Origin of the sequence: Bifidobacterium sp. M0404 (assembly GCF_016101415.1) — a bacterium.
Lineage (GTDB): Bacteria > Actinomycetota > Actinomycetes > Actinomycetales > Bifidobacteriaceae > Bombiscardovia > Bombiscardovia polysaccharolytica.
Window position 1 is genome coordinate 62264 of record NZ_JACFQP010000002.1, and the last position, 15044, is coordinate 77307.

Annotated in this window: 10 protein-coding genes; 4 read left to right on the forward strand and 6 right to left on the reverse strand. The window is 61.9% G+C overall.

The window, feature by feature from the left end:
- Window positions 1–11: 11 nt before the first annotated feature.
- The 6 genes from H3T93_RS04405 to H3T93_RS04430 form a co-directional block, all read right to left on the reverse strand.
- Entirely contained in the window at window positions 12–1094 is a 1083-nt protein-coding gene (locus tag H3T93_RS04405; protein ID WP_232348713.1) for a LacI family DNA-binding transcriptional regulator, read from the reverse strand.
- The gene (locus H3T93_RS04410) at window positions 1091–2539 is read right to left on the reverse strand and encodes an MFS transporter (RefSeq protein WP_186363946.1); all 1449 of its coding nucleotides are present in this window, start codon (window positions 2537–2539) and stop codon (window positions 1091–1093) included. The genes H3T93_RS04405 and H3T93_RS04410 overlap by 4 nt, the downstream gene beginning before the upstream one ends.
- Window positions 2529–6587 carry a fibronectin type III domain-containing protein gene (locus tag H3T93_RS04415; protein ID WP_144177915.1) on the reverse strand — a complete coding sequence of 1353 codons (4059 nt, stop codon included), beginning with the start codon at window positions 6585–6587 and terminating at the stop codon, window positions 2529–2531. The genes H3T93_RS04410 and H3T93_RS04415 overlap by 11 nt, the downstream gene beginning before the upstream one ends.
- 247 nt (window positions 6588–6834) lie before the next feature.
- Window positions 6835–7416, reverse strand: coding sequence for a dCTP deaminase (dcd, locus tag H3T93_RS04420; RefSeq protein ID WP_110425991.1), 582 nt, complete (start codon window positions 7414–7416; stop codon window positions 6835–6837).
- A gap of 846 nt (window positions 7417–8262) precedes the next feature.
- On the reverse strand, window positions 8263–9666 hold the full coding sequence (locus H3T93_RS04425; protein ID WP_110425990.1) for an MFS transporter: 1404 nt from the start codon (window positions 9664–9666) through the stop codon (window positions 8263–8265).
- Between the two features lie 13 nt (window positions 9667–9679).
- Window positions 9680–10672 (reverse strand): nucleoside hydrolase, encoded by a 993-nt coding sequence (locus tag H3T93_RS04430; RefSeq protein WP_144177913.1) that lies wholly within the window; start codon window positions 10670–10672, stop codon window positions 9680–9682.
- A gap of 273 nt (window positions 10673–10945) precedes the next feature.
- Between H3T93_RS04430 and fbaA the strand changes: the two genes are divergently transcribed.
- The 4 genes from fbaA to H3T93_RS04450 all read left to right on the forward strand — a co-directional run bounded on the left by fbaA (window position 10946) and on the right by H3T93_RS04450 (window position 14963).
- Window positions 10946–12010 (forward strand): class II fructose-bisphosphate aldolase, encoded by a 1065-nt coding sequence (gene fbaA / locus H3T93_RS04435; protein WP_144177912.1) that lies wholly within the window; start codon window positions 10946–10948, stop codon window positions 12008–12010.
- Window positions 12011–12202: 192 nt separating this feature from the next.
- The gene (locus H3T93_RS04440; RefSeq protein ID WP_144177911.1) at window positions 12203–12541 is read left to right on the forward strand and encodes a hypothetical protein; all 339 of its coding nucleotides are present in this window, start codon (window positions 12203–12205) and stop codon (window positions 12539–12541) included.
- A 142-nt stretch (window positions 12542–12683) separates the two neighbouring features.
- Window positions 12684–13985, forward strand: coding sequence for an adenylosuccinate synthase (locus H3T93_RS04445; protein ID WP_144177910.1), 1302 nt, complete (start codon window positions 12684–12686; stop codon window positions 13983–13985).
- A 9-nt stretch (window positions 13986–13994) separates the two neighbouring features.
- Window positions 13995–14963, forward strand: a complete 969-nt coding sequence (locus tag H3T93_RS04450; protein WP_144177909.1) for an FAD:protein FMN transferase — start codon at window positions 13995–13997, stop codon at window positions 14961–14963.
- Window positions 14964–15044 lie beyond the last annotated feature (81 nt).

Genomic DNA, 15044 nt, shown 5'->3' on the forward strand with positions numbered 1-15044 from the left:
TCTCCTTGCCATCATCTTGGCCGGGTCATTCCGGCAGATTCAGCTATACTCCTTCGAGTGCGCTCGAAGTCAAGGATGCCCAGACTATCCCGGATGATCAGCGAGGTAGGCAGGGTCAGGGCTCCAGGATCCTCGGTGACAGGTGGGATGCCGGCCTTGCGCAGCCGGGCGATCAGGGCGGACTGTTGGCGGGATTGCCCGGTTTCGGGCTTCCGGCCAAGCAGAATATCCGCTGCAGCATGTCCTATGGCTCGGCGAGGGATCCGAATCGTAGCGACAGCCGGCTTGACGACAGGAGCGACCATGGTGTTGTCAAATCCGATGACGCCAACCCTATCAGGCACGGTGATTCCTTTGGATTGCAGTCCCAGAATGACTCCAGCGGCAATCAGGTCATTGTAAGCGACCACAGCATCGGGAGGTTTCCGCTCCAGAGCGGCGACGGCCTGCCTACCGCCTTGGACAGTAGGATCCACTGGACCTATTCGTCGGCATTCCAGTCCCATAGCTCGGCTGAGTGCTTGCACGCTCTCCCAACGGGAACGGTCGGACCAGGCCCCCACCCGGCTGGCTATGTAGACTACGGACCGTCGTCCCTGTCGCCGTAGCAGTTCCAAGGCTTGGGCCAGGCCGGTGGAGGCGTCGGGCAGGACGGAGGGAAGGCCCTCCATGGGGCGGTTGAGAATTGCAAGAGGCAGGCGGTGCCCCAGGCGCCGAGCCGTTGATGCTCGGACCTGATCAGTGGCCAGAATGATTCCACGGGTGTGCCCGACCAGTTGTTCCAGCAGGTCTTCCGTATGCCCCAGCTCGGCTCCGGCTTCGATGATGCCGACTGCACCTTGCTGAGGAAGAGCTTCCTGAACGCCGGCAAGGATCTGGGAGGAGATGCCGTTGGAGGTGTCCTGGACCAGAAAGGTTATCATGACCGGCCCGGTCGCATCCCCGTTGGGAGGATGATCAGGCAAGGGGTATCCCATGGATCGGGCCAGGGAGCGGATCTGGCTGGCTGTCTGCGAGTTCAGCCGACTGGGATTGTTGAGCGCGCGGGAGACCGTGGACGGAGACACCCCGGCCTTTGCGGCCACGTCGATCATGCGCACGCGTCGGTGCCCTTCCCGCCCCTGTGCGGGCTCCGGGGATCTTCTGGACAAGCCTGATGCTCCGTTCCTTGCCTGATATGGCTGCACTGGCATTGTAGGCGGCCTGCCTGCAGATCGGCGCTGATGCGTCCGAAGACCTCCTCGGTCAGCGGATAGCAACGGATGAGCAGGACTGAGACGGTGAACATGGCAGCCGGTACCAGGCCCACAGCCAGTCGCATGTTGACGCCCAGAGCCGGATCCTGGGCAACATTTATGCCCGGCCTGTAACCCAGGAAAGACAGGATGGCCGGCCCCGCCCATCCATTGATGGCCGCTCCGACCTGGCGGGTGATGCTGAGCGCGGCCATGGAGGCTCCGGCAGTGTTGCCGTTGCCGGTTCGCCACTGCTCGTACTGCACCGAATCCGCTTGCATGGCCCAGATACAGGGGGTGATGACCTGCACTCCGATGCCGTTCAAGGCTATGCAGGCAACGGCAGGCCAGGCGGACCGGACCAGGATGAAGGCCAGCGAGGATCCGATGACCATCAGCCCGCCCAAGGTCCAGGTGCCCCGTTTACCTAGACGCTGCACCAGCCATGGCGAGCAGGGGGCTACAACCACCCCGGCAAGGACGCCCACCAGCGTCAGGGCAAAGGTGATTCGTCCGGTCAGCCCAGGGTTGCCGACGGTCAGAACCTCTTTAGCGACGATGGGAGCCAGCGAGGCCACAGGATTGGTCATGAACAAGGTGGCCAGACAGACCACCAGCAGGGGGCGATTGCCGGCCAGGAGCCGCAGATCCTCTTTCAGGGAGGTGCGAGGGACTGCCGGAGGCAGGTAGCGCTCCCTGGTGGTCCGGGCCATGATCAGATAACCCAGGGAGCCGAGCAGACAGCAGGCGGCGACCACCGGAAGAAAGAGTCGGGAGGGGTCCATGTCGTTGACGCGCGGGGCCAAGGTAAAGGTCAGGACGACCCCTGCCGCCGCTCCGCCGAAGGTGCGGGAGGCCGCCAGGCGCTGGCGGTCGTCGGGGTCCCGGGTCATGGCTCCCAGCAGGGCTCCGTAGGGCACGCCGCCCAGGGCTCCAAGGAGCTGATAAAGCAGGTAGGTGGCGATGGCCCAGCCGATGCGCACCGGCATGGGGGCACCCGCCGGAATGGTGTACATCAGGGTGACGGAGATCATCATCGGCAGGCCGAAGACGACCACCAGCCGCCGCAGACCGCCCTCCTGGTCTTTGGCGCGTCCGTCGGTGATTCTTCCGGCGACCATGTAGACCAGGGCCTGGAAGAGGTGGGCTCCCAGGAAGATGTCGGCCACCAGCATGGGGTCCATGCCCAAGTAGAGGTAATAGGTGGTCAGGAAGAGGTTGGTCATCTGCCAGCCGACATTGTTGGCGGCATCGCCCAGTCCATAGCCCAGAATGGCGGACCTGGGCAGGGGCTCAGCCTTCATGGTCGCCCTCGGTGATGAGACAGGGAAGGGAGGCGGGGGATTCCGGTCCGGCTCCTGCCGCATTGATGGCGCTGACGCTGACCGTGTACTTGCCGGGCTCCAGATCATCGAGGGTCAAGGTGGTCTGTTTCGCAGCCAATCGCAGTCTTGTACTCTGCCCACTGCTCATTTCGCGCATGGTGACCAGATAGGCCTGTAGAGGGATGCCTCCATCGTCCGGGGGCGACCAGGATGCCTGCATGGTTTTACCGGAAGAGGTCAGCCCGGGTTTGGCGGGGCGCCCGGGCGCATGTCCCAGAATCAAGGGATCGCCTTGGGAAGAAGGGGGCGAGACCCGGCCATCCTCGGTGGTAAAGGTTGCCATGACCCGGTAGATACCTGGCGGAACCTGCCGGAAACTGTGGGTCTGTCGGCCGGCGGGCAGCCAGACGGTCGGCTCAGGCCCATGGTCGTCGGTCGATTTCAAGGTCAGCTCGCACCCTGAAAACCCCCGGGGGACCTGGTCAACAGTCAGACGAACGGTCATGTCCGCCGAATCAATGCTGACCTGGGGGTCGCTGGGCCTGGGTAGCGCCGGATCAGTCCTTCCGGCTTTCTGAGGGCCTATATGCAGTTCAAGCGGGTCTGCAGGTTCGCCGATGCCTGTGGAGTTGCACTCCTGCAGGATCATCCGCCAGGAGCCGAAGGGGATTCCGTCCAGGTGGGCCCGTCCTTGAGGCCGGTCCAGGTGGAAGGTCATGGACCTGCCTTTTCGGTCACGCAGAAGGACCTGGGCGGTGTGGGGCGCGTCGGCCTGGTGTCGGATTGGTCCGTGCTGCCAAGCCAGGCGCAGACGGTGTCCGTGAGGCTGGGCGTCGATGCTCTTGGGAGCTGCGGGTATGGCTGGCAGACGATGGCGGGCGAAGGCCATGATCTGGCTCAGCTGCAGGGCGTACCGTCCTCCCTGATAAGGGTTGGCGCGCAACCGGGTTGCCTCGATTTTGATGAACCTGATATCGCTCATTGGGGCGAAATCGAAGGCCTGCGGGTGACCGTCCGCCGGCAGTGGATAGTTGTTGCAGCTACAGACCCGAGTCCAGCTGTGGCCGTCCGATGAAAGGTTGATGGAGAAGTCCAGCGGAAAGCCCTGACCTTGGTTGGGGTCAGTCGATCTGCTGCTGGTTGCGTACTCCATCACGCCGAAGGAATCGGTGCCTGATCGCTGGCTGGGTTGGCTGGCATCTCCGGACGGATTGCGGCCCCGGGGTGCTAGGACCACCTGGGACAGGGTGGCAGCCTGTCGCATCTCCAGGAGAATCCACTCCCGGTGGTTCCGGTTGCTGACGTTGCTGGACCAGCCGAATCGGTCGTAAGCGGCTCCGAAACGCCCGTCGACCAGGGCAGCCCTTGTCCATCCTGGCAGATCAGCCTGGGAGGAGACTTGGACTCGGGCTCCTGCGGCAAGATTGGCCCGGGCCTGTCGGGGAGGCCGCCGCCCGGCGGTGAAGGTGACCGTCACTGTGGCAGTCTCCTGCAGCGCCCCTCGGAAGCGCACGCGGGCCCGGTAGAGATGCCCAGGTTCCAGGCCGGAGGGATTGACAGTGTAGTAGATATCCTGCTCATGGCGCAGGTTCCCGTTCATGCTTTCCAGGCTGAAGGCGCCTTCGGCATCCTCCAGGACCTGGGCGGTCCAGCGCTCGCTCATTGCGCCGCCCTCCTGACGCAGATGGATGCAGTGCTTGACCTCCCGTGATACCCATTCCACCCGGCCAAGGTCGATGCGTGAGCGTGCGGTTCCCAGCCGAGGCGGAGCGGCCCAGTCTATCCATCCCAGGAAGTTCTCCTCCCGGAAGACCTGTCGCCCCTGCTTGCGCACGCACAGGACCAGAAGGAGTCGGGCCCCCTGGCTGGCCTGATCCTTGGGCACGGTGATGGTCACGGGTACGGTCCGCCAGGAGGCATATGGGACCTGCACCCGTCGGCGTCCTCGGTCGACGACTATCCGTCTGCCCCCTGGGCCACGTTGCCAGGCCACTTGCCAGACCAGCTCAAGGTCGGTTCCCCGACGCTCTTCGTCATTGTGGACAATGATGGTGCGTCGGCTGGTCGTTGCGCGCGGGTAGATCCTGTGGGGCTGCCCCAGGCGCGGTTCACGGTCGAATTCCTTGTCGTAGGCGGCGACATCTGCGAAGGAGGCGGTTATATATCCAAAGGCCGGCCCCTCCTGCCAGGGTTCATCCTTGCCGCGCCAGGGATCGAATTGGGGGCGCAGCAACCTTTTAGGGTTAAGCCCCCCGCGGATTCTGCGCCGGTCCGGTTCCAGGCAGGCCTCGATGTTGTCGTAGATGAAGGCGGATATGCAGAAGGGCTTCCAGTCGACCACTCGTGTGGTCCGTATGCCCCTGGTCACCCGTCCGACCTCCCGGCCGAAGTCCGCCCGGGAGATGGTGTCCGGATCGCCGTTGAGCCGGCCATGGTAGATGTCGGCAATCTGCCCCTGCTCATCGTAGCGGGGGATTCCCGCGGTGGAGACCGAGAATTCCTCGCCGGCGGCCAAGGGCAGCGGTGAATCGATGTCGTAGAGGGCATAGATGTCTGGAGCCGAGGTCATACCCGAGGGATACCCACCGTAATAGTGGCGGGAATCCTCATCGGTAATGGGGGCATTGAAGCCGTCATTGACCACTGGCCGGGTACCGTCCTGCTTATGGACGGCTGCTTGCAGGGCTGGGATGAGCAGGTCGCCATCCTTTGGATTCCATGCCTCGTTGGTGGTGGACCAGAGGGCGATGCTGGGGTGGTTCCGGTAGGCCCGCACCCACCGCTGTGTCCACTCGACATAGTGCCCGATGGCTTCAGGTCCGTAGCTCATGTGGAATGGCGGATTCAGTTGGACATTGGCTGGAGAGCCTGGATTCCAGAAGGCCGTCTCCTCCTCAAGGAGCATGCCGGTCTCGTCGGCGTGGTCGGCCAGGGCTTGCGAGGGGACCGAGCGGATGTGGTTGCGCAGGATGTTGAAGTTGGCATGTCGATAGGCATCCACCCAGGCCTTGGTCATGTCCTGACCGGATTGGTTGTCGTCAAGGATCAGCCCATAGGCATCGCCGGCCTCGTTGATGAGATCGCGGCTGCCTTGGTTGAGCAGGCAGAGGGAGTCGCCGCGCAACCGGATGGGGATGCCGTTGAGCAGATACCGGTCTCCCTGGCGCTGGAATTGCCGGAAGCCAAATCGCTCTTGGGTACGGTCGACTACATGGCTGCCGATGTCGAGAACAGCCTGCATGACATACAGGAAGGGATCGGTCCGGGACCAGTAGTGTGCGTTCGGCCAGGCCATCTGCAGGCGGATGATCTTGGAGGAGCGGGGATTCAGGGAGCAGGATACCGGGTTGAAGGCCAGCACGGTCCGGCCCTTGGACATCGAAGATTTCCAGGGTCGGACGTCGGCCCTGAACCGCAGATCGCATGGGCGCCCGCTGGTGTTGACCAGCGTCGCGTTGAGCTCCAGCCGGTCGTTGGAAGGGTCGGCATCGCCGCCCAGATCGGGGATGATCTGCAGATCTTCGATGCGGATCTTGGGCTTGCTGCTGAGCCAGACGTCGCCGCCCAACCCTAACCGCCCGACGAGATTCTCTGTGCCAAAGGGGAAGAGCAGCCGGTCAGGGCCCTCTGTAGAAGTCAGGGCATCGGTGGGAAGGGATTTGACGCTCCAGATTTCGATTCTTATCTGGTTGCGTCCGGCATGAACCGCCCTCGTGACATCCAGGTCATAGGGGAGCAGCGTCATCAGATAGCCCCTGGTGGATGACGGCCCCACTGGGATTGCGTTGATCGACACCTTGCCCAGGGTGGCCAGGGCATCCAGATGCAGAAGCATGTCCTCGTTCGGGTCAAGGGCGTCCAGGAAGAATTCCCTGAGGTAGACGCCATGGTGCAGATCCTGGCTCCAGGAGTCCGGATAGCCGGTGGTCTCCGGCAGGCTGTCCCACCAGGTGGGCACCATGATGGGATACCCCCGGTCTCCGTCGTCAGGGTGGAAGTCCCAGATGCCGTTGAGATTGAGTTTCACGCCGCCTCGCCTCGCTGCTTGCCGCTGATGTCGGTTCCCGACTGGCCATCGTGGCCGGTCAACAGGCAGAGTACATCGTATTAAGGCATTGCCATTTATTGCCAATCTGGACCCGTGCAGGTGGGGTCAAGGGTTGCTTCAGGCATGGCGGCTGAAGCCGGGCTTCTCGCCTGAGCATTCTGGGATGGTCGGCGAATATGCAGGTAGGCATGCTGGTGCCAGGTCTTATGGTCCTGGCCGGGGCTGATCAGTCTGAGACGTCGGCCTTGTAGAAGTTGACGTAGGAGCGGGAAGGGGTTGGCCCGCGCTGGCCCTGGTAATGGGAGCCGTTGTGCTTGGAGCCGTAGGGGTACCGGGCGGGCGAGGAGAGCTGGAAGAAGCACATCTGGCCGATCTTCATGCCGGGCCAGAGCTTGACCGGAAGGGTGCTCACGTTGGACAGCTCCAAAGTGATGTGCCCTTCAAAGCCGGGATCGACGAATCCGGCGGTGGAGTGGGTCAGAATGCCCAGACGGCCCAGGGAGCTCTTGCCCTCCAACCGCGCGGCCAGGGTGGAGTCCAGCTTGACGTACTCCCAGGTGGATCCCAGAACGAACTCGCCGGGGTGTAGGATCCAGGGTTCGTCCTTGGGCACCTCGAACTGCTCGGTCAGCGCACCTTGGTCCTCCGCCGGATCCACATAGGTGTACTGATGGTTGTTGAAGACCCGGAAGTAGCGGTCCAGACGCACGTCCACGCTGGATGGCTGAACCATGGCCGGCGTCCACGGGTCCAGATTCAGGTGTCCTGCCTGGTGGGCATCCAGGATGTCATGGTCGCTGAGCAGCATGCCGGGGTATCTCCTTTAGGTTCGTCGGTCGAGGGTCTCTCCTCTGGCGGGAAACCATTCTGAATCCAGTCTAACCGGCCCTATACCCGCTTTCTGATCTGGCTGTATTCACAGAGAATTTTCAGATAACGCTATCGTCACCATAAGGTAGCTGTTCTTTACTATAGATGTCGGCTCAAAAAACCGATGGGCGGTTGACCTCCGCCCGACAACTGATTTCCCTTTCTTCTCTCTCGCCCGGCGGTGTTCACGCACCGCCGGGTTCTCTTCATTTTGGGGGAAGTATCAGTGCACCGACGTTTCACGTGAAACCGCATGGCCAATGACTCGATTGAGTTCGTTGAGTCTTATACAGGACGGTAGGGCGTTTGCAAATCCAAGAGTTGTCTAGTGCTTGGCTGTGCCGGTCATCTGCTCTTTTGACTTCTGCCTCTCCTGGATTCGAAACTCAAGGTAGACGAATCTCAAAGACGGAATCGTCAGTTTTGCACAGTCGCATTCTCAAGATTCAAGTTCTTCTTCTCTGGCATCTGTATAGGCTGTGCTCCGATGCGCGGCTCGAACTATAGGCACAAAATTAAAGGCAGCGGTTGAAGATATGGAAGAACCCCCGTCAGTTATGGCTATGACGGGGGTTCTTCACCGTGGGGAGGGGCGGCGTTCTTCTTGCCTTCGGCGGCTGAGGGAAGAGGGGGACTATCACTTTGCCGAAAGCAGTCCGAACTCCGCTCCCTCCCCGGTTCGAGCGGCCGGGTGCCGGTGCTGGGCCTGACTCATTCCCGAGGACAGGAAGAGTGGACCAAGCAGCGCGGCTATCCGACCAAGTATGTGTGGGTCACACCAGCCTTACTCCTGGGGAGCCTTGGCTGACATGGCCTTATGGAAGACGGCCACAATGATCAGGGCCAGCAGGGCGGCCAGCGCCATGACCCAGAACATGTTGGCCACCTGGGCCTGGATGCCGGTCTTTACGCCTGCTAGAGCATGCGACCCGAATTGGGGATTGGCCATGAGTCCGCTGTAGACAGCCATGCCGATGGAGGCCGAGGTGTTCATCATCAGATCCCCGATCCCGATGCCGCGGCCGTTCTGGTCCACGGGCAAAGTGGCCGAGAAGGAGTCGTAGAGGGGCGTGTAGGACATGGTGATGCCGGCAATGAAGACCGAGGCCAGCGCGGTCAGGACCCAGAAGCCCGAGGTGAGCATCAGGGCAGAACCGGCAGCTCCAGCGATCATGAGCAGGGCGGACAGGATCAGCATGGGCAGGCGTCCCATGGCGTTCATGATGGCTCCGGACAGGCAGCCCACTAGGGTGGCCACGATGTAGACGATGGTCAGGCAGAGGGAGACCTGGCTCAGGGAGATCCCGTAGATGCGGTCGCCGATCACGTTGTAGATGGGCACGCAGGCGAAGTTGAAGAAGTAGAAGACGAAGAGGGCCAGCAGGACAGCCATATAGGCGCCGTTGGTCACGAACCCGCGGCTCAGGAAGGGGTTGGCGCCCTTCCAGACATAGCCGGCGAAGATCAGGATCAGGACGGCCAGCACCCCCAACATCCAGGTGGCCGGGAAGGAGAAGTAGACGGCCACGAATCCGGCGATAAGCGCGAACAGCGCGATGCCGAAGACATCGATGCGCTCACCCTTGATGCCGGTGTCAGGTGTGTACTTGAGCACCGGAGGAATCAGCAGGACGGAGACCAGGGGTACCAGGAAAAGGTAGCGCCAGTCGATGGAGGTGATCAGTCCGCCGGCGAAGATGCCCACAGCGGAGGAGGCGTAGTAGACGGCGTTGAAGATGCCCAGGTAGAAGGCACGCTCCTTGTCGCTCAGGTACTTCATGGCCATGACCAGGAAGACCGAGCCGGCCACCTGACCGCCCGCGGTCTGGATCATGCGGGCCAGGACGACAGCCCAGAAGTTCGATGCGCCGAAGAAACCCAGGAGGCTGCCGATGATCAGGGCGCCCACTCCGAACAGGGTCATCTTACGGGGGGAGATGTAGTCGCAGAGGGTGCCGTAGAGCATGCAGACCACACCCAGGACGATGCCGGGCAAAGTGCTGATCAGCGAGGCGTTGGCGGACATCCCCAGGGAGTCGCCCACGTTCTGGAAGACCAGGTTGAAGGCCTGGATCATCAGTGTGCCCAGCAGGAAGATGGTCAGCAGGGCCGGCAGGGCCCGCTTGGTGCTGCGGCGGTTTTCCTCCACGGTCGCTTCGGTAGCCGTTGTGGTGATGGATTCGCTCATGACTGCCGTCCTTCTATCGTTCGCTCTCGGTCTTGCGCACCAGGGTCAGGAGCCTGTCCATGAAGCGCCGGGTGAACCGCTCGGTGTCGACAGACAGGGCCACCTTGGTGTTCTTGACCGTGTCCAGGAGCCTGCTGGGGTCGCCGATGGTACGGGCCCGCTGTGGTCCCTCGGTCTCGACCATCAGGTTGGTGGCAAAGGTGGTGACCAGGTTGGGGTCGATGGCTACAGCGGCGGCCAGGGGATCGTGCAAATTGCAGCCGCCCAGGTAGACCCCGCTCTCCTTTTCGCTGATGTCGATGTAGTAGTCGGTCATGTCTGCCAGGAAGCGGCCGGCGCTGGTGCCTGTGGCGCGCAGGGCCTCGGTGTCCTCGCGGCTCATCAGAGCCTGGGTGGTCACGTCCAGGCCGACCATGGTGATGTCTGCGGTGGTGGCGAAGACCCGGTTGGCGGCCTCGGGATCCTGGTTGATGTTGGCCTCCGCGAAGGGGCCCACGTTGCCCGGCTGGGTCAGCGTGCCGCCCATCATGGCGATGCTGATGCGGTCGACGATGTCGGGGGCCTTTTCCAGGGCGGCGGCGATGGTGGTCAGGGCGCCGGTGGGTACCACGACCAGCTCGCCCTTGGGATAGCGGCGGACTGCGTCGATGATGAAGTCGACTGAGCTCTGCTGGCTGGCCTGCCGGTCGGTCTGTGCGGGGATTTCGATGTTGCCGGTGCCGTTGGCCCCATGGAAGATCTCGGAGTCCGGCGGAACGCTGAATGAGTCAGCCGTGCTGGGGTGATCGATCCCCTTGAAGACCGGGATGTCCTCCCTGCCGTACATGGCCAGCAGCCGCAGATCGTTGTCGACGCCTTGGTCGAGCACCACGTTGCCGTAGGTGCCGGTGATTCCGATCAGTTCGGCATCCGGGGAGCCCAGGACGTAGGACAGAGCCAGCGTGTCATCGATGCCAGTGTCCAGATCCAGGATGATCTTGCGGACGGTTTCCTTGCTTGCTGACACGTTGGTCTCCTTCCCAGAAGGATGGGCGACCCCAACCTTCTGCTTACCTATGTCGTGCCTTCCCTAGGCTGATTCGTTACTGCCGTGAAACAAACAACCTGTTTGATGTAACGTTTCATCAAACTGTACGGAGCTAAACTACCTGCGGCTTGGAGGCTTGTCAAAGCGCGTCGGGGGGTGTTCGCCATCAGGGCAGAGACCTGCAAATCTGTTGGTGATCATGCATTCGTGGATTGATGGCCGCTTTTCCGCGCAACCGACGATAATGAGGGTATGACTTTAGCGACTCCTGAACAGTATGTGGCGATGCTTGATGCGGCCAGACGGGGGTCCTACGCCTATCCCGCCATTAATGTGACCAGCACGCAGACCTTGAACGCGGCTCTGCAGGGGTTGGACGAAGCCCAGTCCGACGGGATCATCCAGGTCTCCGTGGGAGGTGCCGCCTACCTGTCGGGACAGCGCCTGGCCGACCGGGTGGCCGGTTCCATCGCCTTCGCCAAGTTCGCCCACGAGGTGATCGCCCGCTATCCGAGCATCACCGTGGCTCTGCACACGGACCACTGCGCCCCGCAATACCTGGACGAGTGGGTTCGTCCCTTGCTGGCCTATGAGAAGGAGCAAGTGGCTCACGGTCAGGATCCGCTCTTCCAGTCGCATATGTGGGACGGCTCCGGGTTGCCCTTACAGGAAAATTTGGCCACGGCGACAGAGCTGCTGGAGTTGTCCCGGGCCGCCCACACCGTTCTGGAGATCGAAGTGGGCACTGTCGGGGGCGAGGAGGATGGTCATTCGGCTGCTATTGATCAGCGGCTCTATTCATCGCCCGAGGATGGCCCAAGGGTGGTTGATGCCTTGGGTCTGGGCGAACGCGGCCGCTACATGGTGGCTTTCACTTTCGGCAACGTGCACGGGTCCTACAAGCCCGGTGTAGTCAAGCTGCGTCCTGATCTGCTGGGGCAGATCCAGGCCAGGACCGCCAAAGCCATATCCGATGGGGAGGTTGGCGGCATCCCCTCCCCGAGCGCCCCTGCCGACAAGCCCTTCCTCTTGGTATTCCACGGGGGATCTGGTTCGCAGCCGGAAGAGATTGCATCGGCCGTCGCTCATGGCGTGGTCAAGATGAACGTGGATACCGATACCCAGTACGCCTTCACCAGGGCCGTGGCAGGGCACATGTTCGCCAATTACGACAAGGTCCTCAAGGTGGATGGGGAGGTCGGCGAAAAGAGCGAGTACGACCCCCGTTCCTGGGGGCGCAAGGCTGAAGACGGCATGGCGGCGCGCGTAGTCCAGGCTTGCCAGCAGCTGGGCAGCGCAGGGCGGGCCATGAAATGAAACAGCATACGCAATCTAATTCATGCCAGCCCAGACAGGGAATGCACAAGACTGCTGCTTGGGGACTTCTGGGGTTCGGCGTATTGCTGATGCTCGATTCCTCAACGACCCCGATGAGCGGGCAGGCCGTATGGGCTCAGTCGTTGAAGTTACTGGTCGCCATCCTCCTCATGGTCTTCGGCATCTGGGTTCATGCATGCTCTCAACCCTGGGGCTACCCTCTTCTCGTGCCTGGCCATAGCCATCGAAGCCGGTCTTATGCTGGGCTCCATCATGGTATCCAGGCATAATCTCTGGGTCTGCATAGGCTTTCATATAGGGTGGAACCTCACTGAGGCCCTGTTGGGAATTCCGGTCTCCGGCCAGCATATATATGGCTTCATGGTCATGAAGGTTCAAGGGCCGACCCTGCTGACCGGTGGATCATTCGGCATCGAAGCATCCCTGATCCCGGTCATTTTAGGGCTGCTCGTCAGTGCGGCCTTCCTGCTCTGTCGGGGCAGGGACACCATGGTCGGTTCCAGGACCTGACCGGATTTTTCCCATTGCGGATCTGCCCATGCTGATTTGAAAGGTCTGAAAGATCTCCAGCTCCATACATGGGGTTAGGCTCGTCTATGGATGGTCTGCCTTTGTTTTCCTTGAATGGCGACCAGTGGATAAGGAGCATCGTATGCCGGGAATCGTGATCGTCGGGGCCCAGTGGGGCGACGAGGGCAAGGGCAAGGCAACGGATCTGATCGGCGAGCACATGGACTACGTCGCCAGGTTCAACGGAGGCAACAATGCCGGCCATACAGTGGTGGTGGGCGATCAGGAATACGCCCTCCACCTTCTGCCTTCGGGGATCATTCACCCGGCCATTACCCCGGTCATCGGCAACGGTGTCGTGGTGGACCCGGCCGCCCTCTTCGAGGAGATCGATGGACTCCAGTCCCGTGGCGTTGATTGCAGCCGGTTGAGGATCAGCGAGTCCGCGCACGTAATCGCCCCCTATCATCGGACGCTGGACAAGGTGACCGAGCGCTTCCTGGGCAAGCATAAGATCGGCACGACAGGCCGCGGGATCGGCCCGGCCTATGCCGACAAGATCAACCGTGTGGGTATTCGTGTGCACGACCTGTTCAATGTCGACCACCTGCGCGACAAGGTGGAGGCCAGCCTACACCAGAAGAACCAGATGCTGGTCAAGCTCTACAACCGCCGGGCCATCGAGGTGGAGGCCACCGTTGAAGAGCTGGCGGGATACGCCGAGCGGCTCAAGCCTTACGTGGCCAATACCTCATTGATGCTCAACCAGGCTCTGGAGCAGGGCAAGAACGTCCTCTTCGAAGGGGGACAGGCCACCATGCTGGACGTGGACCATGGCACCTACCCCTTTGTCACTTCATCCAACTGTACGGCCGGGGGCGCCTGCACCGGCACTGGCGTGGGCCCGACCAGGATCGACCGTGTGGTCGGCGTGGCCAAGGCTTATGTGACCCGTGTGGGCGAGGGGCCCTTCCCCACGGAGCTGGACAACGAGCAGGGCGAATGGCTGCGCCGTCAGGGCCACGAGTACGGGGTGACCACCGGCCGCTCCCGCCGCTGCGGTTGGTTCGATGCGCTGGTCAGCAGGTATGCAGTGCAGATCAACGGCCTGACTGACATCGTGCTGACCAAGCTGGATGTCCTCTCCGGCCTGGAGACCATTCCGGTCTGCGTCGGCTACGACATCACCCGGTCCGACGGCTCACACGTCAGGGTGGACCAGATGCCCGTGGACCAGGCCGAGTTCCAATCCGCCCAGCCGGTATACGAGGAGCTGCCGGGCTGGCGCGAGGACATCTCCGGCGCCAAGAGCTTCGAGGAGTTCCCGACCAAGGCCAAGGACTACATCCACCGTCTGGAGGATCTGTCTGGCTGCCGCATCTCTGCTGTGGGTTCGGGCCCGGGCCGCGACCAGATCGTGCAGATCCACTCCCTGATCGACTGAGGAAGATCCATGGGTCTGCCCTGCCTGACTGCCTTCCCGGGGGCGGTCGGGACAGGAATCATCATCTCTACGGACAGGCCTCTGGGAGAAAGGCTGCACGGGGCCATTGCCGATCTGATCGAGGATTACGAGCGTGCCCTGTCAAGGTTCAGACAGGATGCCATACCTGCGCAAATGGCCCAGGCTACTCATGGAGGTAGGTTCGTCTTTCCTGACTACTGCCAGGGGCTCTTTGACTTATATGACAGGCTGTATTCTGCCACCGACGGGGCCTTGGACCCCATGGTGGGCGAGGATCTGACCCGTCTGGGATATGGCATGCAGCCCACTTTCCGGCTGCAGGCCGATGCCGCCGGTCATCTGGGACGGATCCATGGGCGGCCTACCTGGGGCAATGACCTCAGACGTCAGGGTGCTGTCCTTATGACTGCCGGTCCGGTCAGCCTTGATTTCGGGGCAGTCGGCAAGGGCTATTTGGTTGATCTGCTTGCCGATCTGCTCGAACCTCAAGTCGATGAGTATCTGATCGATGCTGGCGGCGACATGCGTATGCGGACCTCTCACCCGATCTCCATCGCTATGGAAGATCCCGGTGATTTGTCTGCAGGCGTGGGTCGGATTGAGCTGTCCTGTGGTTCTTTGTGCGCCTCGGCACCCAGCCGCCGCCATTGGGCCGACCGGTCCGAGGATGCTGCAGCGGCAGGGTTAACGGCACTTCACCACATCCTGGACGCCATTGACGGCCGTCCAGTTGACCGTGTGCTGGCCTCCTGGGTGGTGACTGAGGAAAAGGACAATGAACACCCCACGGGCCTGGCTGATGGTCTGGCCACCGCCTTGTTCCTAGTGTCGCCGGATGTGCTGGCTGCCGGATTTTCCTTCTCCTGCGCCCTGATGTATGCCGACCGTCAGGCCGTGATCTCCGACGAATTTCCGGGTCGGTTCTTTACTGACCCCAATATCCATCCGTCCACATAGTGGACCAGTCTCGCTGGACCGGCCGAGATCAGGCCTATGGTCGGCACCAATGCGGATGTGCAGAGAACGCATCCGATTCGA